The organism is Rhodoglobus sp. G.S.4, assembly GCF_056619605.1.
On sequence record NZ_CM152748.1, the window covers coordinates 2,068,164 to 2,088,664 of the forward strand.

A 20,501-nucleotide genomic window follows, 5' to 3' on the forward strand; every position below is an offset into this window, starting at 1 on the left:
AGCCCCTACGGGAATACGGTCAGTGGGGAGGATCCCGGAGTTTGCGGGTCAATCGCATACGCCGCGATGAACCCGTCCTCCGCTTGCGTAACGCTGACATGAACCGGAGAGCTGTGTTCAAGCGTGTACGTCGTTCCGTTGGACACGGGAACGCGCAACGTTAGTCCGGCCTCAATCGCGAGTTCCTTAGCAACACCGTCAGCGGAGGTGAGCGTCAGGTTCACCACATCGTCGCCAGGATTCACAATGTTGAGCAGCGCATCCACCCCTGCAGCAACCGTGAACTGAGTGTCATCATCGAGGGCCGGGCTCGCTGAGAACCAAGCAAAATCTGTTGCCGTGACGGCCCCGCCAGACAACACAGCAGAAGTGGTTCGCGCAGAGGCCACAACCGGAACGTCAGACTCAATCTGCAACGAATAGGACCCCGTTTCGAGCTCTTCAAGCGGAATATCCGTGACAACGCCCGCGCTCAGATCGAGGCTGAAATTAATGGGGTCTCGGGCGTCATCTGCCGGCGTCAACGTCGCGGAAATAGTTGCAGGTTCTTCACCGGGAACGAAAACTCGAACGGCGGCGATGACATCGTCACCCTGCGCGACTGTGCCAAGCAACGCCTGAACTGCCTCAAGATCTGTGATGACAATTCCCGGCACGACTACGGATCGCGACGGCGGCTGCGTCGGGCCCAGAATGTCTACGCCGCCCGGATCAAGCCCGCGAACGATCGACTGTTGAAGTTCCGCCGTTATTTGGCCGCCCGTGCTTGTGACATGAACTACCGGGGACAAAACACCGGGAGCAAAACCCGCCAAAGAAAGCACGCGCTGCCCGTTGGGAGGAACCACAATTCCGGCAGTTCCCGCCGCAGAAACAAGCCCACGCTCGTCGAAAATTTCCAAGGTAACCGTTGCAGCAACTTCGGTCGGGTTTGTGAGCGCAATCAGAGTGGTGCGACCTGTCGTTGTCGCTCCACCGACAAGCCAGCTATCTCCACCGACCGCGCGGCACCCTGCGGCAGCAAAACCGACATAGTCACCGACGTTCACGTACTGAGACTGCGCGCCACTCAGCCGCACCAAACTTTGCGGATCCTGCGCATCAGGGGCAGCACTGAGAACTAGCGGTGCAGCAATTGCTTCGCCTGTTTCCGCATCCGAAGCGGTGATGCGTGCTTGGTCCACTGCGCCAGAACTCGATGAGAATCGCGTGACAGCCTGACCAAGAGTGAACACTGACGATGCCGCGGCGCCAGACTCGTCAGACAACCGCAAAAGCGGGCCAGGACACGTGAGCTGCTGTGCAGTAGGAACGGGAACTACTCGAGCACTCGGCGGAGAGGTACTCACTGTTGGAAGGTCGATGAAGGTCGCCCCAAGCACGACAGCAGCTGCCGTAGCGATACCGACAATGCCCACAATTACGCGCGCTCCGACAAGAGCTGCAGCTTTTGCCGATACCGGTCGCCGCGTGCTCGACTCCGGTTCGGCAGCTCCCGTCAGCTCCGAATCATCGTCAAACTCGCTGCCCGTGGGCTGCTCAGGCAGGGCTGCTGCCTCGTCGTGGGTGGGATCTGTGCCGGTCATTCGCTCGCCTCAATCACGGTCACAGCGCTCTCTGCCTTCGCCGCACGCAGCCGTCGACGACGCGTTGTCGGGATTGCCAACAGCAAAGTGAGCGTGAAAATCACTGCCTGGCCGGCAAGAATCGCTTGCCCAAGTTGAGTGCCGACGTTGCTCGGCCCGATGGCGCTCGTCACGTCGCTTACGTCCGGATAGTGCCAGAGATAGCCCTGGTCGGTACTACCGATGGGGTTGAGAAGACTGTTGCCGTCGAGGGCTTCAATAATGCGTTGACGAGTTGGCGCATCATCCTGACTGGACTCAGGAGTGAGCACAATGAACGCAATCTGAAGATCCGTGAGCCCGCCCGCCACATCAAAGCCGCTGCGTGAGGCGATATTGCCCGCCAGAGTCGCGGTCTGCTTCGCTTCAGCGGAAAGCGCGGTGCTCGTCGCTGCGACCGTCGACTGCTCATCAAGACCGGAACCGCGACCACGATGGACATCTACCGCGATCGTTGAATCGGAGGTGACTGTGATCTGGAGTGTTCCCAGCCCATCGTGCTGAGTCGACTCTGCCGCAACGAATGCGGGGAGGAGGCGGCCGTTGCTTACCGAGACAGTCGCGGCTCCGGATGCCAAAACCCACAACGGTGCTGCTGCAAGCACGAAGACCCCGACCAAGGCAACCAACGCCGGGAGCGCCGCATGTCGTTCGAGGCTTTCAACGGCAACCACGACGGCACCACACAATCCCAACCAGTAAAGGCTGAGGGCCGCACCCGCCCACACCACAACCGACGATTCACCCGTCGAACTCACGGAAACGTGAGAGACGGCGACGGCAGTCACAAAACCTAAGAGCGCCAATGAGAGGGCCGGAATCGCTCGACGACTTCCCGGAACAAACAAACTCATTACCGCGAGCACCGCGAACGGTGACAACAGTGCCGCAACGAGCACCGGACCGTACTGGCCATTCAGCCCAAGGGTCTCAAGTAACGGGCTCCAGCCGTTAGCGCCGGGAACGATGCTGCCAAGCGCCAGCTGCCAGCCGGTGGATGCCACGCGAGCCACGGGTACGCCAGGATCCGCAAAAATTGCCAACAGTGTGCCCCGCGAAACCTGCTGGACGACGAGCGGAGCAAACAGCGCGGCGGCAGGAATCACAATCCACAACAGGCGGTGCGATGCCTTGGGCCGGGCAATGATCCACGCCACGAGGGCGATCAGTAGTGCAGGGATGAGGCTAGGTGCCGACGCAGCGATCACAGCGAACAGAAGCGCGGCGATCGCCGACATCGCCCAATTGTGCGCGGCTCGAAGCACGGTGAGCACAAGCCACGGAAGCAGCAAGTGCACGAGGACGGCCCCCAGTTGCCCCTCGCCGAGAGAGATCAAGAAACTGGGCGCCAGCGTCCAGGCCACGGCCGCAAGGGTCGGTGCCCACGTTCGTTCCGAAATGGATGCAGCACAGAGCCACGCAGCAAGGGCAGCAAGCGGGAGCGCCACTAGATACAGCACAACGATGCTGAAGGATGGATTCCAAAAAGTCAGTGACCCCATCACGGCGAGAACAACGGCAAAGGGATCAGCCGCAACAACCTGCTGCGCCAAATCGTTCCAGCCGTAACCGACATGGGACCAGAGTTCTGCCGGGCTTGATGAGAGCGGAAGCAGCCCTCCCCCGGTCAGAGCCGGAACGTCGACAAAGCGGGAAAAGCTGATGACGCCCGCGACAGCAGCGAGCAAAACAACCCAGGCGCCTCCATTACCGAAGAATTTGGGGCGAGCGACTTCGAAAGCGGCATCTGGCGCATCGCCGCTGCGTTCGTGAGCGCGCAGCTCGCGAAGCTCGGCCCACGTGATTCGGAGCGGATCGACCGCGCCAAAACTGAGACGCTTATTGCGCTTGAGGTTGCGTCTGGCGGCGACAACACCACCACCATCAAAGATTGCCGCAAATGCGGCAGCCAATTCACCGGCAACCGCAGTGGGCCGTTTTCCGACAAGGTGCCCGAGCGAGCGCATGATTGCCAACGGCAGGAGGGTGAGCCAGTGCAATGGCACCGCGAATCCTGGGGCATAAACCAAACGGCGGTGCAGTTGGGCAAAGCGCTGAACCCGATTGTGGGCAGCGGCCGAAACTGACCGTTTTCCGAAAAGCTCGGGGCCTCCGGCGCTGGCGACGCGGGCATCAGCGACGGCGATTACCCGATGACCGGCCAGTCGAGCGCGAACACAAAAATCGAGCGCGGCATCCACCGATGGCAGTTGGGGATCGAAGCCGCCAAGCGCTGTCCAGACTTGCCGCCGGACAAGCATTCCGGCGGCTGCTACGCCCAAAGTATCTGTTTGCACATCGTGCTGAGCTTGGTCGAGCTCATCACTGACGAGGCCGAGCGAACGTCCGAGCGGTGTAAGCGATTCGCCGAAGTTTGAGATGACCGCAGGATCGTCCCAGCGAACGAGTTTTGGCCCGGCCACGGCTACCGATGGGGCAATTTCAACAGCGCCAAGGAGGGCGCGGAGAGCATTGGGTTCTGGAGCACTGTCATGGCTCAGCAACCAGAGCCACTCGTTTTCTGCTGCTTGAGGCGCAGCAGATTGCAGCGCTTGGGCGATTGCTCCGCCAAAGGTGCGCCTACCGTGAGCGTCTGCGATCTGCGCTGGTGCAGACTCAACCATGATCGACAACGACTCGTCGCTGGAGTCTGCATCAACCGCAATGACCGAATCGGGTCGCCGAGTTTGCGCCGCAATCGCGGCTAGCGTTCGTGGCAGATATTTGGCGCCGTTTCTGGCGACGATGACTGCTGTGACTCTCGGCTGCATTTGTTTGAGACTATGCGTCGACGGCACTCAATCCGACTCGACTCGCTGCGCTCGAGCGAGTCTGAGAGTTGCCCTCAACGAAAGCTGCGTAATTAACTGGCGCGTTTGCGCAGTTTGCGACGTTCGCGCTCGGAAAGCCCGCCCCAAATACCGAAACGCTCGTCATTTTCGAGAGCATATTCCAAGCACTGAGTGCGTACTTCGCAGGAAGAACAGATCTTCTTCGCGTCCCGCGTGGACCCACCCTTTTCCGGGAAGAACGCTTCAGGATCAGTTTGAGCACAGAGCGAGTCTGTCTGCCACGAAAGTGCATTGCCGTCTTCGTCGGTGAGCGGTTGCCGCACACCAGGGACCCCGAGTCGAACGGGGTCAACGAACCAGTCGTCAGGAACTCCCGAGCGGTATCCGCTGTTGCCCATCTGGTCTCTCTCCCCTCCGCTTTCAATGCTTCGCATCAAATCGCGTTACATAATTACACCGGTGTAGTTCCCGAGAGTCAAGTCGCAGATCATAATTGCCTCGACCAGAACTTAAGGGTTATGGCGCGCCGTGAGTTCAGTTAACTCAGCAAAGCGAGATCGTGATCGACCATAGTCGCCACGATTTCCTCAAACTTCACCGTTGGAGACCAACCTAGAATCTTCCGAGCCTTGCTCGCATCCCCCAGTTGGAGGGCGGCATCCCCCGAACGCAGCAGTGTGCCAGAAACACTAACTCGGTCTTGCCAATTATCGACACCAGCACGATCGAACGCAGCAATCACGAAGTCACGAACGGAATGAGAAACACCGGTCGCGATCACAAAGTCATCCGGTTCAGGATGTTGCGCTGCTCTCATTAGCGCATCCGCATAGTCGGGAGCCCAACCCCAATCCCGTTGTGCATCCATGTTTCCGAGTTCTAACGTCTCTTGCAGTCCCGCCGAAATTCGGGCCGCGGCAGCCGTTATCTTGCGGGTGACAAACGCCTCAGGGCGACGCGGAGATTCATGGTTGTACAGGATCACTGAGGAAGCAGCCACGCCAGCGGTGCGATAGGCGCCCACAAGGCCGTGTGAGTACGCCTTAGCCGCCCCATAGGGACTTGTGGGGCGTATTGCCGTCTGTTCGTTTTGAGGCGATTCTGTTGGCGCACCGAAGATCTCAGCACTCGACGCCTGAACGAAACGGATGTCGGTATTGCCGCGATCGTGAATTAGCTTCACCGCCGCCAACATTTCGGCGACCACCGAACCATTCAATCGCGCAGTAAGCGCCGGATTCTGCCACGACTGATATACCGAACTCAGGGCAGCAAGGTTGTAAATCTCGTGCGGTTCGATGTCCGCAATGAGTTGAGCAATGGCGCTGTCAGTGCCGAGATCCAGTTCGTGAGCAACAACTCCGCTGGTGACGACCTCATCGGCATCACGTGTGACGCCGTGCACCTCGTAGCCTTGCGCAAGCAGGAGCTCGGCAAGGTACGAACCATCCTGGCCAGTGACTCCCGTGATCAGTGCCAGTGTCATTTGAGTCCGGCAAGCGCTTTCTGCTCCGCTACGTCAGCGTCAACCATCATCGCGATGAGCTCCGGAAACTTGACCGTAGGCTCCCAACCCAATTTGGCTTTGGCTTTTGCTGAGTCGCCAACGAGCAGATCGACCTCGGCGGGGCGCATGAATCGCGCATCCAGCTCGACATAGTTTGTCCAGTCATCGATTCCTACAGCGGCAAAGGCGTGGTCGAGAAGCGCACGGATGCTCTGAGTTTCGCCAGTCGAAATGACATAGTCGTCTGGCTCATCCTGCTGAAGCATCAACCACATTGCTTCGACATAATCTCCCGCGAACCCCCAGTCGCGCTGGGCGTCAAGGTTGCCGAGGGTGATCTTGTCTTGCAGACCCAACGAAATGCGGGCAACGGCGCGGCTGACTTTGCGAGTGACAAATTCTGGGCCACGGCGCGGCGACTCGTGGTTGAAGAGCACACCAGACGAGGCGTGCATCCCGTACGACTCGCGGTAGTTGATGGTCATGTAGTGGCCGTAGACCTTGGCAACGCCGTAGGGCGAGCGCGGCCACAGGAGCGTGTCTTCGTTTTGCGGCACGGTTTGAACCTTGCCAAACATTTCGGAGCTCGATGCCTGGTAGAACCGCACATCTTGACCAGTGGCCGCCATGTGAAGCCGCACTGCCTCGAGAGCATTGAGCACTCCCATGCCCGTAACTTCACTGGTGAGGTGTGCGTTCTCCCACGAGTAGGCGACGAAGGAGATCGCGCCCAAATTGTAGAACTCATCGGGCTTGGCGACGCTCATCGCACGCATGAGGCTCGACAAGTCGGTGAGGTCACCGGTCAAAATTTCGACATCCGGGATGAGCTGCTCAAGCAATTCGCGCTTCGGGTTGTTCTGCCCCCGCATTAGGCCGAAAACTTTGTACCCTTTCGAGAGAAGCAACTCTGCAAGATAGAGCCCATCTTGGCCGGTGATACCTGTGATGAATGCGCGCTTCATAGTTGTCTCTCTTGCTTGCTAGCGGCCGGCTGTTCCCGGGTTCTGAGCCGATATCTCGGCGGATGCAACGCTACTGGAACTTGAGCATCTGTGCAGAGCCCGATTGCGTCCGCGGCATTGAAGCCTAGGACTCAGTCTGGCTGTCTTTCGTCCTCGTCGTTGCCACGACAAAGGAGCCCGCCTTGACCCTTAATCGCCAGACGAAGAGCGCTTGAGTACACACCGATACCGTTTCGCCGATAGCTAACCCCCAAGCGCCGCCGGCGGCTCCATAGGTTGCGCTAAGCACGAGAATGGCGGGAACGCCGACTGCTGCAGCGAGCAGCACGCTCAGCATGAATTGTCGTCGTGCGCCCATTCCGACAAGTGTGATGCGACCAAGCGACGTGCCGAGTGCGATACCCAGGGTTGCTACCCCAAGACCGAGGGCAGTGGCCTCATTGATTGCGACTTCCGCACCGAAGAGCACCTCAGAGAGCCAAGGACCAAGAAGAGCAAAGGCGGTGAGGCCAGAAAGCCCAAGGCCAGCATGCACGATCAATGAACGGCGGATGCGGCGACCAAACTCTGCATCACCCTCTTCAACAACCCACCCTTGAAGCGCATTGCCTAACGCCGAAACGGAATACTGTCCTATGCGATACAACTTGTCGCCCGAAACATACGCAGCAGCCTGGGCGCTTGCCGCGGTAGCTCCGACGAAGGTGACGGCAAGAGAGTTGTACGCTCCCCCGGCAACCTCGGTGGTTACGGCCGAGCGATTGGCACAAAACACTTCGCGAATAGCGGCGCCATCTCGACGGCGCAGTTCAGCTATCCCTGCCGTGCGCAGAGCAAAAAGGCCAACACTGACGACAGACGCAAGAACAAGGAGAACCGGATACCAGAGCACATCGCCAGCATTCAACACGATCACGGCAGCGATGATCGTGGCAACGATGCGAGGCGATATCTCATAGATCGCGATCAAACTTGCGCGCCCGAGCCCGATCATGAACCAGGCACTCGATAATCCGGTCAAGCTCATCGCGACCGCCATCACCGCGGCATCCACCCGATAGTCGCTTGGGGATACAGCGGCAGCGATAGCGCCCGCGAGTACGGCACTGGGCAACCACACAAGCAATCGCGCCTGCACACTCGTCGCTAATATTCGGGGCCGGATGCTCGGCTCAGCAAGCGCAATCAGCGGAGGCCCTACCGTGTTGAATCCGAGCGCAACAATGAGCGCGAAGAAGCCACCGCTGGACTGCCCAACGGCTATCGCAAGCCACGCATCAGCCCCAGCGACCCTCGCCAGAATCGGCAAGAACAAAAAAGGGGTAATCAACGATAGGAACGGCAGCCCCGCAAAGCCGAGGATGCGTTTGACGAACATACGTCGAGGTTACTGCGTTGACTAGCCGATCCAGTCGATGCCATTCCAGCCGCGACCGACAATGAACGAGGTCTTCCAGCCTCCGCGGCCATTGCCCGCGTACACGCGCAGTAAACCGTCAGAGAAGCGGGCGACGATATCGGGATTGTCATCGCCATCAAAGTCGCCTGATGCGGTTATCGCGGTTGCCTTGCCCCAGCCATTGCCGATCTTTACCGGCGATTTCCAGACCATGGTGCTCGTTCCCCCGTACAGCAGGAGGTCGCCATTCGATGCACGCGCGACAAGATCGGTATACCCGTCACTATCAAAGTCGCCGATGTTGAAGATCGCCGTCATCGTTCCCCACCCGCGACCGATTTGAGTGCCAGCGTCAAAAGTTCCATCAGGTTGACCGAGGAATCTCATCATGACGCCGCCGGAAGTGACCGCAAGTAGGTCGGGTATTCCATTGCCGCTCGGATCGCCTGCGGCGATCAACGTCTCGTATGCGTCCCAGCCGTCGCCCAAGTTGGTTGCGTCGCCGAAAGTACCGTCTGCGCCGATGGAGTAGCGCGACAACGCACCGGACTCGTCACGTGCAAGCAGATCGGGCGAGCCAGTTCTCGAAAGATCACCGATAGCAACGAGCGCGGTGGAATCGGGAAAGTCCTGGCCCGTATTCACCATTCCACGCCAGCCGCCCGCGCCATTTGTGGGATAAAGCAGAACGCGACCGCCGCTAGTTTGCGCGACGAGGTCCGCGTTGGTGTCAATGTTGAAATCGCCAAACCCCGGAGGGGCCATGTAGGCGTCGCCTGCCGAGGCACCCGGACCAGTAATCAGATCGAAATCGGACCAGTCCCCAGGAACAGTCTTGCTACCGAGCCAGCCACCGCGGCCGTTGCCAAGATAAACCAGGATGGAACCGGAGGAAGTACGAGCGAAAACGTCTGCCTTCGAGTCGTGATTGTAGTCTCCAGCTGCGAAAATTGATGTGAGCTTCGACCAGTTGTAGCCGATCTTGTAGGTGCTCTTGAAGCTTCCGGAACCGTTGCCCGTGTAAATCCGAAGGTCGCCCCGGCTGTCCCTCGCGATGACGTCGCTCTTCTTGTCCCCATCAAAGTCACCAGCAACGAAAACTTGGTCTAGCGAGCTCCACCCGCGACCGATCTGCTTAGGCGCGGCGAACGAGCCTCGCCCGGTTCCGCCGAAGAGCCACAAGCCTCCGGCGCTGTCGATCGCCATGAGATCCGACCATTCATTTCCGTCAAAGCGGTCGGCGCTGAATACTCGAACATAGTCACCCCAATTTCCAGGGACCTCTGTCCGGGCCTTCCAACCGACGACACCGTCAGTCGGGTAAAGCCACATCGTTCCCGAGCCATCAATCGCGAGTACATCTCTGTGTCCATCGCCATCGACATCGCCCGCAGTGATCACTGAGCTCATGGACGACCAACCAGAACCGATGCCTTCAGCTTTCGCTATCTGACCCTTGGAGTTCGGTTGGAAAATTGACAGCGATCCCGATGCGGTGCGCGCGAGCAAGTGCGAACCGGTGTCGGTCGAGACGATCGTCGGCTCTACAGAACTGCCGAACCAGTTGGAGTAGTACCACCAGAAATTTCGGTTCCCGTAGGACGAGCAGGAGTCACCAACTCCACCCAAGTTGGCCAGCGCTGCGGCGTTGGGGCGATATGGGGTGTAGTTGTACAACGCCGCTGTTGCATAGTTGACAATATTTACTGAGCTGCTGCCACACGAGGTATTCGGGTGGTACTGAATCTGGTGCACTCCGGGCTGCTTCGCAAATGCCGCGGCCTTGTAGGCCTTCAGCTGTCGTGCCCCTAAATAAACTTGGTTGCCGAACCCGAGAGCATATTCGGCGCACGGTGCAGTATCGGGGCATGCCATGCCCATTGCCCGGTCAAGGGCCGCTTCACCCGGCGCCCGGCTGGAGACCAAGCCCTGTTCCTTTTGTAAAGTAACGAGAATTACTTTCGCGCTAATTCCACAAGCTACCTGTGCGCGATAAATGATGTCAGCAGCACTGAGGGTTCCCCCGGTGAACGCTTCACAGATGAGGTTTCCCGTCGTCTGCGATACATCCTTCGCGCGGCTGCTTACCGGAGCAGTAAGGACATTCAAACAGCGACCGTTGATGCACGTGCCAATTTTGGAATTCAGGAAAGCCTGAATCTCGTTTTTGGTCATCGCTTGACCGTCATAAAACAGGGCGTCGCTGATAATGTTTCCGGCGCTGAATTCAGAACCCGTAACGGCACTCGCCGGAGCGGGAGATGGCGCGACAATGAGTGTGCCAGCTAGCGCAAAACCTGCAAGAGCTGCGGCAAGCATTTTCAATCTGGTGCGGCTGTTGCCCATCGCGATTGTCCCCCTACTGAACTGCCCAGTGCTAAGAAACACTAGACGTATCTCTAAACACTACGTTCCCTGACGCTCCTCCGCATCAGGATTGGCAATCTCCACCCCCGTTTTGGGCGCGAAAACTACTGGATTGTCGCCACATAGAGGGTTCCTTCGCCACGAAAACGCACCCTCCGCTCATGCTCAGTGATGAACGTAGCCTCTCCGCGCTTGAGCACCGTGGCGTTCTCTTCACCGTCAAGGGTGAAGTCCCCATCCACACAAACAGCGATTGCGGCGCCAACCAATTCCACAGTCTGATCACCCGTGAGTACGAGCAATTGGAAATCACGCACCGGTGGCTGGAAGACCTGAGCGGTCGACCCCAACGCTCGTGCGGGCAAATAGGGCACCGGGCTCGCCGAGAAATCAAGCACGCTCAGCAACTCGCGCACATCGACGTGCTTCGGAGTGAGACCGCCGCGCAATACGTTGTCGGAGGATGCCATCAATTCGATTCCCAAGCCCCCTAGATAGGCGTGGATGTTGCCAGCCGCCAAAAACAGGGCCTCGCCCTTCGCCAGAGTGACATGGTTGAGCATCAACGCGATAAGTACCCCTGCATCCCCGGGGTAATGCCCAGCGAGGGTGCGGACAAGCGCAAATTCTTCCCCGGCATCATCGGCGAGCGCGCTCACCAGTTTCACGAGCTCCGGCAAAGGGTCCCCCGCCGAGATCAGCCACTCGAACATCGCGCGCATATCGGTGTCGTCGCGAGCGAAAGCCAACCACTCGGTAAACAGAGCCGGCCTGGGGTTGGCGGTTGCGGCATCCAACTCAGCTAGTCGTTCAATGGATGCTCGGGTGTCGGCCATTGATCGAAAGCCGCACAGCGCCTCGAAGGTATCGCTTACTGCGACGATGAGTTCTGGCTTAGCGGAAGCATCTTTGTAGTTGCGGTGCCCCGCTGTGAGGGGAATGCCCTCAGCGTTCTCCCTGGCGAACCCCTCGACGGCTTGCTCAGGGGTGGGGTGTGCCTGCAGGGAGAGCGGCGCTCCAGCGGCAAGCACTTTCAGAAGGAACGGGAGCCGACTGTGACCGTAACCAAGGATGCGGGCAGCGTCCTGCTGGATCCACTCATTGAGATCTGTCGCTCCATCTGTCTGAGTTGGATCGACGATGACGCTCGGGCTCCCCGGATGCGCACCAAACCAGAGTTCAGCCTCAGGCTTTCCTGTCGGTTCCGTGCCCAATAGCGCGGATATTTCGCCAGCTGAACCCCACGCGTAATCACGGGGCGTGTTAGTGATGCCTACAAACATTCAGTCCACTCTTCTCTCAGCATTAGCCCAAAGTACCAACCGTCTAGAAGCGACGTGTACTCACGCTTTAGGATCACAGTGATTTCGATAAGCAATGGAGCGACGACTATGTCATTTGAGACCCTCAGCAGCGACTTCTACGGTTATGAGAATGCGCTGACCGATCAGGAAAAAGACACCATCCTGAAGCTGCGCGCATTTCTCGATAAAGAGGTGCGCCCGATTGCGAACGATCTGTGGGCAAAGGCCGAGTTCTTCGACCGCGACGTAGTCGTCAAGGGACTCGCTGACCTCGGGCTCTTCGGACTCCCCTGGGCTGAAACCCAGCAGTTCCCGAACTCTGCCGTGTTCCGCGGCTGGGTCGCCCTCGAACTGGCCCGCGTCGATGCCAGCGCTGCGACGCTCGTTGGCATGCAGAACGGCCTTGTCATGGGCTCCATCGGGGTCGCTGGTTCACAAGAGCAGCGCGACGAGTGGCTGCCCAAGTTCGCTTCCGGGGAGTTGCTCGGCGCCTTCGGACTCACCGAACCACTCTCGGGTTCCGACACTGCCCAAGGACTCCAGACCGTCGCCAAGCGTGACGGTGACAACTGGATCATCAACGGTGCGAAGCGCTGGATCGGCAACGGCTCCATCAGCGACGTCACCATCATTTGGGCTCGCGACGAAGCCGACAACCAGGTCAAGGGATTCATCGTTCCCACGAGCACCCCCGGCTATTCAGCGACGCGGATCGAGAACAAGCAAGCTCTGCGCATCGTGCAGAATGCTGACATTGTGCTCGAGAACGTTGTTGTTCCCGAAGCTAACCGTCTGCAGAAGTCCACATCATTCCGCGACACTGCCGCCGTGCTTCGACTCACTCGGGCCGAAGTCGCCTGGGCCGCCGTCGGAAACTCGATCGGCGCTTACGAAGCCGCCGTCAAGTACACCGGGGAGCGCATCCAATTCGGCAAGCCCATCAGTAGCCACCAGCTTGTTCAAGAACACCTCGCCAAGAGCCTCGGCAACATCACGGCATCCATCGGCATGGTTACCCGAGTTTCTGAGATGCTCGATGAGGGCACCCAAAAAGATGAGCACGCCGCGTTGGCTAAGGAATACACGGCCAGCCGGATGCGCGAGACCGTCGCTTGGTGCCGTGAAGTGCTCGGCGGCAATGGCATCGTTCTCGATTACGGCGTAATGCGTCACTTCGCGGATGCCGAAGCGATCTATTCGTATGAAGGAACTCGTGAAATGAATACGCTCATCGTGGGCCGTGCGATCACAGGTAAGGCAGCATTCGTCTAATCTTGCGTAATGCGACTGATTGAGCACCCACGGGCGCGGCCCTGGTACCTCGTTCTCTCGCTCTTGATTCTGTTCGGCGGAGATGCTTGGCGATTCTCTGTCGGCTGGGTGGTTTTCGGTGCCGTGGCAATTGCGATTGCCACGGCATCCGCAGTGATTCTGGTTCAGGCTCGGCACCGCTGGAGTATTGGCGGGCTGCCCTACCCCTTTGTTGTGTTCATGGCGTTGGCGACAGTGTCACTGGCCTGGTCGCAGTATCCGGCCGCGAGCGCCCTCGGTCTGCTGACGACTTGGCTCACGGTTCTGGGCGCACTAGCGCTGGCGATTAGCTTCACGTGGCAACAGTTGCTCGACGGGCTCGCTCGAGTACTGCGCATCTTGATCGCCGCATCACTCGTTTTCGAACTGATCATTGCGACAATAGTTCGCGGTCCGATCCTGCCGTGGACTGCTCAACCAGAAGTCGCGGTGCCCGGCTACGACACTATTCCGAAAATGCTCTACTGGTCGCGCAACGAGCTCTTCGAGACTTTCGATCAGGGGCGCATTCAGGGCATCGTTGGCAATGCCAACCATCTCGGATTTTTGGCTCTTCTTGGCCTGATTGCTTTTGCGATCCAATGGGCCACCGGGAGCGTGAGCAGGCGGTGGTCAATTTCGTGGATCGTGCTGGCCGCAGTCACTCTCTTCTTTACGCGTTCCGCGACGGTGACGGTGGCGCTAGCCGCTGTCGCCATCACTGCAGTGGGGTTATTCGTCATCCGTAGCCGTGGCAGTGAGCGTGGACGCCGCTGGAGCGCTGTGGGGTTTGTGGCTGTTGCTGGCGTCGGCGCCGCGGTTGGCTTCGCACTGCGGGGCACCATTTTCGAGTTGCTCGGCAAGAGCAGCGACCTCACCGGCCGCTCCGAGATCTGGCAAACGGTCATCGGGCTTGCCGAGCAACGTCCAGTGTTTGGTTGGGGCTGGATCAGCTTTTGGATGCCCTGGACCGAGCCATTCAAGGGGCTTGTTATTCGCAACGGTGTTGTTCAGGTTCAAGCTCATGACACGTGGCTTGATGTCTGGCTTCAACTAGGAATTGTGGGTGTCGTGGTCTTCGGCGCGCTCGTGGCTTCAGCCTTGCTGCGAGCTTGGCTTCTTGCCGTGGATCGCCCACGCACGATGCCCGGAGTAACAGATCCATATTCTGCGCTCACTTTCTTGCCCATTTTGATAATGGTCGCTCTGGTCGTGCAAAGCATCCCCGAGAGCCGGCTGATCGGCGAATACGCTCTCGCGATGCTCGTGATCATTGCGGTCAAGACGAAACGGCCCGACTGGACGGTCAGCATCACATGATTCAGCCTCCGCCCCGCTACCGAGCGATCATCGACACGGGCGCAACAGTGCTCGGTTCCGCTCGAGTGTCTTCGGTTCTCTCAACGGCGACAGTTGGTACAGCACTGTGCGCGTTTGCTCTTCGCAACACAATTGGCGGGCCAGGGCTGCTCGCCATTCTGGTCGTTCTTGTCTTGTTCGTCGGCGCATCGCTAGCAGCGCAGTGGGGCAACATCGGTTGGCGCGCACTCGTTCCGATTTCGTTGATGGTATTCACGCTGTGGTCCTGGCTCACGATCTTCTGGAGCCAATACCAGTGGGCATCCCTAGCAGCGCTGAGCTACCTGCTTGTATTCACAGTGCTGGGGATCTATATCGCTCTGGTGCGCGACACCATCCAGATTGTTCGCACTTTTGGGGATGTGATGCGGTTCGTTTTGGTCGTATCGATTGCTTTAGAGATCTTGACGGGACTTGTCTTTGATACCTCATTCAAGGCCCTGGCAATCGCTGGCAACCTCGGCATTGCGGAGCCAATCCAGGGCATCTTTGGCTCACGAAACCAACTGGGCGTCATCGCTGTCATTGCCCTAATCACGTTCGCAACCGAGCTGCGCACCAAGTCCCTCCAGCGCGGCTACGCTATCGGCTCACTTGTGCTCGCCGGTGTTGTGCTTGCTCTCTCCCAATCTCCCCTTGCCTTTGGTACTGCATTGGTCGTCTTGGCCGCTAGCGCCGCTCTCTATGCACTGCGCCGGGTTCCTTCCGGGCGACGCCGGTATTGGCAGTTCGTTTTGATCGGATTCGTTGCCGCTGGTGCGATCATCAGTTGGCTATCACGAGTCGCCATCGTTGCCTCATTTGATGCGAGCGGCGATCTCACCTATCGCTTGCGGGTGTGGCGTCAACTCTGGGACCTCGGTGAGGTACATCGCCTCGAAGGGTGGGGCTGGATCGGCGCGTGGAATGCTGATCTTGCACCGTTTACAGCGTTCGGAAACTTCGGGAGTCGCGTCCCTGGCTCGGCACACAACGCTTACCTCGACGTCTGGTTCCAACTGGGCTTGGTTGGCTTCCTAATTTTTATTGGACTCCTGGGGCTCGCCTTTATGCGCTCGTGGCTGCTGGCGTCACGTCGCCGCAGTGTCGTTTACGCGTGGCCCGCTTTGGTTCTCTTGACGCTCATCCTCAGTGCGAGCGCCGAAAGCTCGTTACTGATCGAGTTTGGATGGCTGACCTTTGTCGTGTGCTGTGTCAAGGCCGCGCGAGAGCTGAGCTGGAGAAATGCGCTCGACGCAAAGCCCACATCGATGGTCTAACCAAGGCACCCTAGATTAGCGAGGCTGCTTCTCGGTGACCAGCGAGCCTCTCCGGCGAACGACTACCCGTTTAGTGCTCGCCAGAGCGCTCCGGATAGAAGTCGCGAGTACTCCACGGTGATGTGGTGCGAGTCCCGATAGACAAGCGTCGAGCCAACAATGGTTCCGCATTCTGCTCGGTAACAGAAGTAGTCGGTCAGGTCGACATAGGTGGCACCAATCATCGCGGTAGCATCGCGATCAGCGACCGCAAACGTCTCGTCGATGGCATCCGCTTCGGCGATTGAGCACTCATCAGCAGACTTCAGGTTCTTGTCTAGGCAGAGTGCGGGAGTCGCCTCAAAGCGGGGCGTGTCTGCAATAACCGCTATCGCAATGGTCGGGTCTATCTGTGCGCGCAATTCGCTATACCCTTCAGCCCACATTGTGGGGGTGACCGGTTTTCCGTTGAGCGCCGTGTACCTACTGAGGTTGGAAATGACGAGCAAGTCTGGCTTCATCTCATTTATTTGACCAACTGCTGCGTCGCGCCATTCGTCGCAAGCCGAGTAGCGAACGTTGCGGAGCAGCAAATCGACAAGAACAGAGGGGCATGACGACTTGGTGAAGCTCCATAGCGAGAATTCGTTTACGACGGCGGCTTGCTCTAAGGCAGGAAACCATTGTGCAGCGTGGGAGTCTCCGAAGAGTACGACCGTGGCGCTGCTGCCTGCCACGTCTCCAAACTCACACCTCTGAGGCACGGTGTCGGATGCTGAAAGGTGGCAGCCGTCAGAATAGATTACGGGCACGCTCTCGCTGGCCGTAGCGAGTGATGGCTCGAGATTCGATGGAACGTAAGACGTGAAGTTCGGGCCCAATGTCGCTTCTGATACGGGGCGAGCTTCGACCCCGGAATCGGTCGGCCGGAGGCTGACGAGAAAAAGTGACGACAGCGCAAGCGCTGCCACTGAGACCGACGCCCCGAGCGTATAGGCGAGGGTGCGTCGTGAAGAAACACTCGTTTGTACCTTGCTGCGGATGAAGGGCTTCTCCACGAATCGATACATCACCCAGCCCGCTGGCACCGAGAGCAGACCAACGATCAGCAAGGATGCGTCGAGTTGTTCCGGCTTAATCCAGTCAATGTTTTGCGTAAACACTAGAAGCGGCCAATGAACGAGATACAGCGAGTACGAAATCGTGCCCAAGAATTGGAAAATTCTCAGCCGTAGAAGGCTCAGAGGACCGAGAGCGCCAGCTCGCTCCCCAAAAGCAATCAGACAAGCCGCACCGAGCACGGGTACAAGCGCCGCAACACCGGGAAAAGGCGTTCCCTCTCCATAGGTAACCGCAGAAACTATGATCAGCGCCAACCCCAGCCAAGAAAGGACTGCCGCGAAAGCCGGGCGGAGCAACGTGAGTTGACCGTAAACGAGCGCGATCAGTGCGCCAGTGCCGAGCTCCCAGGCACGAGAGGGCAGCGAGAAGAAGGCCCACGGTCCGCTCAGGTCAACAAGAGTCACGCTCAGGGCAAGCGAGACGATAACGAGGAGCGTCACCAACGCTATGCGCACGCGGAGAGATTTGGTGACTTTCCAGATCAGAAATAAGGCTAGTGGCCAAAGTAGGTAGAACTGTTCTTCGACCCCAAGAGACCAATAGTGCTGAAAAGGAGATGGAGCTGTTTCAGCGAGATAATCGGTTCCTCTAATCGCGAAAACAAAATTGGGAACATAGAAAACCGTCGCGATCGCATCCTGAACTGATGACTTCACAAGCTCGGTCGGCAACACCGCGAGAGCTCCGAGCACAGTAAGTCCAGCTACGGTCAAAGCCGCGGGAAGAATTCGTCGCGCTCGCCGGGCGTAAAAGCGAGCAAACCTGATCCGCGCCGTACTGGCTAGTTCGTAAATCAAATGGTTCGTTATTAAAAATCCAGAAATAACGAAAAAGACGTCGACACCGACGAATCCACCCGGCACCGGAAGTCCTGCGTGATACAGCAGCACCAATAGCACGGCGATGGCCCGCAAACCATGAATGTCAGCGCGAAAACCAGCGCGCACGAATGACCCCCCGGTCGCGGTAGCTGATTTCATTTCATGCAACTTTCGTTTAGCGCAGTCATTCGGCGCTCGCGTGCGGGTTTCTGCGAGCCACAGGTGTTTTTGCATATGCGCATAACCCGCCCGTGTTGGCCCATGCGGGCAACAGACGATTGCGCGCAAGGCGCCGCGCGAAAATGTTGTTCGAACTGCCAATGTCGCCCTGAGGGATTTTACAGAACCCTTCGCTGAGAAGGGGCAAAGACTTGGGATCAGAATGTCTGTGCGGATCTGACCCTACGTTAGCGAACGCGACTCAAAGTATTGCCGCGACTGCCATGCGGAATTGACAATGTCCTCGACAGAGTAGCGAGCGCTCCACCCTGTCAACTCGCGGATGCTGTCCACGACACCAACGACTGCTGCCGGATCTCCTGGACGACGATCGAGAACCGTCGCCACAAGATCGCTGTGGGAAACCTGCAGGATTGCGTCCACCATCTGTCGCACTGTTGTGCCGACGCCGGTGCCGATATTGAGAACGGTGTTGCCCGGCTGCACTGGCAGAGCGTCGAGCACCGCTAGATGCGCTTCTGCAACGTCACTGACGTGCACATAGTCTCGAACGCACGTGCCATCGAGAGTGTCATAGTCGTCGCCAAAGATTAGCGGCGGTTTGCCAGCGGCAATTTGTTCGAAGCAGATCGGGATGAGATTGAGCGCTTGAGTGTCGCCGAGTTCTGGGCTGCCAGCACCCCCGACGTTGAAGTAGCGGAGGCTTGCGGCACGGAGGGGCCATGCCCGTGCTGTGGCGCTGATCAGCTGTTCGCCGACGAGCTTTGTCGCGCCGTAGGGGTTGATGGGATCAGTCGGTGACTTCTCATCGATTGCACCCGAGGCGTCTCCATACACTGCGGCGGAGGAGGAGAAAACGAGGCGATTTACCCCTGCCGATTCCATAGCGAGAAGTACCTGAGCCACGCTTGCGACATTTTGGGCGTAGTACCACGCAGGCTTGCGCAGCGACTGCAGTACCTGCTTTTGACCAGCGAAATGAATCACCGCATCGATTTTCTGACTGCGCATGATTTCTGCGAGCTCGCCAGCACAATCCGTAGCGAGGTCTAATTCGACGACAGGAATGGTCGGAACGCGATCCTTCGTGCCGGTGACAAGGTCATCGACGATAACGACAACGTCGCCACGTGCCTCAAGCAATCGGGATGTATGGGCGCCGATATACCCGGTTCCGCCGGTGACGAGTACTCGCATCTTGACAGTCTAAGAGAATCGTCAGGTCTGCCCTACGACAACCCCCTGCCCGATCCGCAGACTAGGTGGCTAGGAAAGGACGAAGTGCAGCAGCAGAGCGAGCACCATCGTGAAACTCAGCAACGAAGCTCAGACCATCAGCAGCTAGGTCTTGATAGCGCTTTCGGTCATTCAGAACTCGACGGATCGTGTCCTCAAGTTGGTCCGGCTCTGTATGAACGATGGGCAAGTCTCGCCCAGTTTCGCTCCGCACGAACCGAGCAACCTGCGGGTCAACATAGGAAACTACCACGCAACCCGACGCCATTCCCTCGCAGGCAGCTACCCCATAGTTTCCCGTGCCGACTGCATCAACGAGAACATCTGCATCGGCAAAAATCGCAGGAATCTCAGAGTTGGGCAAGCCAGCGATTCTGCGATATGAGATCAGACCCTCGCCATCTAATTTGGACAGAGCAGCATCGATCAAGTCCGAGCGTTTGATGACTTCTCGACTCGGAGCATGAACAACAACCGGCACCTCTCGCACCAACGGAACGTGTGCACTCGACCATTCACTGGTGTCGATAGCAACAGGCAACCACGTGGCCTCAGGCTGCTCAATCATTAACGCCGGCGTAGAGACAAACGTGGGAACCCCTAATTCACTAAGGAGCGTCTGGTTGCTGCGCGCGACCTGTTCCATTGACGACACCTGATTGGGCTCCATCACATGAAAAGGAGAGAAAGGATGCGCGGCCGCGTGACGACTGGGAAGGCGCACTTCACTCCCATGGCTGATCATTCCGACTCGAATGCCACGCTCCTGAAGAGCTGCCACTTCGCGACGAAGGTCACCCTCAAATAGGGATCCAAAGATTGGCCGCGATGCCTCAATGAGCACGTGAGTCGTTCCGCTAACGATGCTGGCAAAGTGCTTCTTCTGCCAGCGACTCGATGCCCTCGAGACAGTGAGCGGGACAGTGAAATCGGAGCTAAAGCGTGCGGGTGCTCGCAACAACATCAGGTTCGCAGCGACGACGCCCGGAAGCGATTCGGCGGCTCTCGCCCATCTGTAGCCTTGGCCCGCAAAATTTGCTTGGGCAATGTAGAGGCGCACCTCTCCGCCTACAGTGCGCGGAACAGGAGGCACGTCTCTCGGTGTGTACCGAAAACGTTTGGCACGCAGCCGGCCCGAGATCCGTTCGGGAAGAACATCGCGAAGAGCGACGAGAGTACGAAGCAGCTGACGTTTCATTACTCGCCATCATGCCAGAACCTCAGCTAGCATCCGTAGAGTTCCTTCTGGATTTGACTCAGTTTTCACTCGCGCCTCTCTTTCAGTGGGATTCCTAG

At 58.4% G+C, this 20,501-nt stretch carries 14 protein-coding genes; 3 read left to right on the forward strand and 11 right to left on the reverse strand.

The features are described 5' to 3' along the window. Positions 1 to 5 precede the first annotated feature (5 nt). The 8 genes from AC061P_RS10185 to manA form a co-directional block, all read right to left on the reverse strand. A complete protein-coding gene (locus AC061P_RS10185; protein ID WP_449647208.1) occupies positions 6 to 1,586 on the reverse strand; it encodes a DUF5719 family protein in 1,581 nt (526 codons plus the stop codon). Beyond that, complete coding sequence (locus AC061P_RS10190; protein ID WP_480391122.1) at positions 1,583 to 4,396, reverse strand: glycosyltransferase; 2,814 nt, start codon at positions 4,394 to 4,396, stop codon at positions 1,583 to 1,585. Before AC061P_RS10190 ends, AC061P_RS10185 begins: the two co-directional genes overlap by 4 nt. A gap of 92 nt (positions 4,397 to 4,488) precedes the next feature. Beyond that, the gene (locus AC061P_RS10195) at positions 4,489 to 4,815 is read right to left on the reverse strand and encodes a WhiB family transcriptional regulator (protein ID WP_449648192.1); all 327 of its coding nucleotides are present in this window, start codon (positions 4,813 to 4,815) and stop codon (positions 4,489 to 4,491) included. A 140-nt stretch (positions 4,816 to 4,955) separates the two neighbouring features. Beyond that, entirely contained in the window at positions 4,956 to 5,903 is a 948-nt protein-coding gene (locus AC061P_RS10200) for a GDP-mannose 4,6-dehydratase (RefSeq protein ID WP_449647210.1), read from the reverse strand. Next, entirely contained in the window at positions 5,900 to 6,889 is a 990-nt protein-coding gene (locus AC061P_RS10205; RefSeq protein ID WP_480391123.1) for a GDP-mannose 4,6-dehydratase, read from the reverse strand. Before AC061P_RS10205 ends, AC061P_RS10200 begins: the two co-directional genes overlap by 4 nt. Before the next feature lie 124 nt (positions 6,890 to 7,013). Next, positions 7,014 to 8,267, reverse strand: a complete 1,254-nt coding sequence (locus AC061P_RS10210) for a polysaccharide biosynthesis protein (protein ID WP_480391124.1) — start codon at positions 8,265 to 8,267, stop codon at positions 7,014 to 7,016. A 21-nt stretch (positions 8,268 to 8,288) separates the two neighbouring features. Beyond that, positions 8,289 to 10,634 carry an FG-GAP repeat domain-containing protein gene (locus tag AC061P_RS10215; protein ID WP_480391125.1) on the reverse strand — a complete coding sequence of 782 codons (2,346 nt, stop codon included), beginning with the start codon at positions 10,632 to 10,634 and terminating at the stop codon, positions 8,289 to 8,291. Positions 10,635 to 10,759: 125 nt separating this feature from the next. Next, positions 10,760 to 11,938, reverse strand: coding sequence for a mannose-6-phosphate isomerase, class I (manA, locus tag AC061P_RS10220; protein ID WP_449647213.1), 1,179 nt, complete (start codon positions 11,936 to 11,938; stop codon positions 10,760 to 10,762). A 108-nt stretch (positions 11,939 to 12,046) separates the two neighbouring features. Here manA and AC061P_RS10225 point away from each other — a divergent pair, with 108 nt between their 5' ends. Genes AC061P_RS10225 through AC061P_RS10235 form a run of 3 tightly spaced genes read left to right on the forward strand, consistent with a single transcriptional unit; the run spans position 12,047 to position 15,867 of the window. Beyond that, a complete protein-coding gene (locus tag AC061P_RS10225; RefSeq protein WP_449647214.1) occupies positions 12,047 to 13,231 on the forward strand; it encodes an acyl-CoA dehydrogenase family protein in 1,185 nt (394 codons plus the stop codon). 9 nt (positions 13,232 to 13,240) lie between these two features. Next, on the forward strand, positions 13,241 to 14,569 hold the full coding sequence (locus tag AC061P_RS10230) for an O-antigen ligase family protein (RefSeq protein ID WP_449647215.1): 1,329 nt from the start codon (positions 13,241 to 13,243) through the stop codon (positions 14,567 to 14,569). Next, complete coding sequence (locus AC061P_RS10235; RefSeq protein ID WP_480391126.1) at positions 14,566 to 15,867, forward strand: O-antigen ligase family protein; 1,302 nt, start codon at positions 14,566 to 14,568, stop codon at positions 15,865 to 15,867. The genes AC061P_RS10230 and AC061P_RS10235 overlap by 4 nt, the downstream gene beginning before the upstream one ends. A gap of 62 nt (positions 15,868 to 15,929) precedes the next feature. Here AC061P_RS10235 and AC061P_RS10240 read toward each other — a convergent pair whose 3' ends face one another. From AC061P_RS10240 to AC061P_RS10250, 3 genes are all read right to left on the reverse strand, one after another. Further along, positions 15,930 to 17,948: an acyltransferase family protein gene (locus tag AC061P_RS10240; RefSeq protein WP_480391127.1), complete on the reverse strand. Its 2,019-nt coding sequence runs from the start codon at positions 17,946 to 17,948 to the stop codon at positions 15,930 to 15,932. A 243-nt stretch (positions 17,949 to 18,191) separates the two neighbouring features. Beyond that, entirely contained in the window at positions 18,192 to 19,166 is a 975-nt protein-coding gene (galE, locus tag AC061P_RS10245; protein ID WP_480391128.1) for a UDP-glucose 4-epimerase GalE, read from the reverse strand. Between the two features lie 61 nt (positions 19,167 to 19,227). After that, on the reverse strand, positions 19,228 to 20,403 hold the full coding sequence (locus tag AC061P_RS10250) for a glycosyltransferase (protein WP_480391129.1): 1,176 nt from the start codon (positions 20,401 to 20,403) through the stop codon (positions 19,228 to 19,230). Positions 20,404 to 20,501 lie beyond the last annotated feature (98 nt).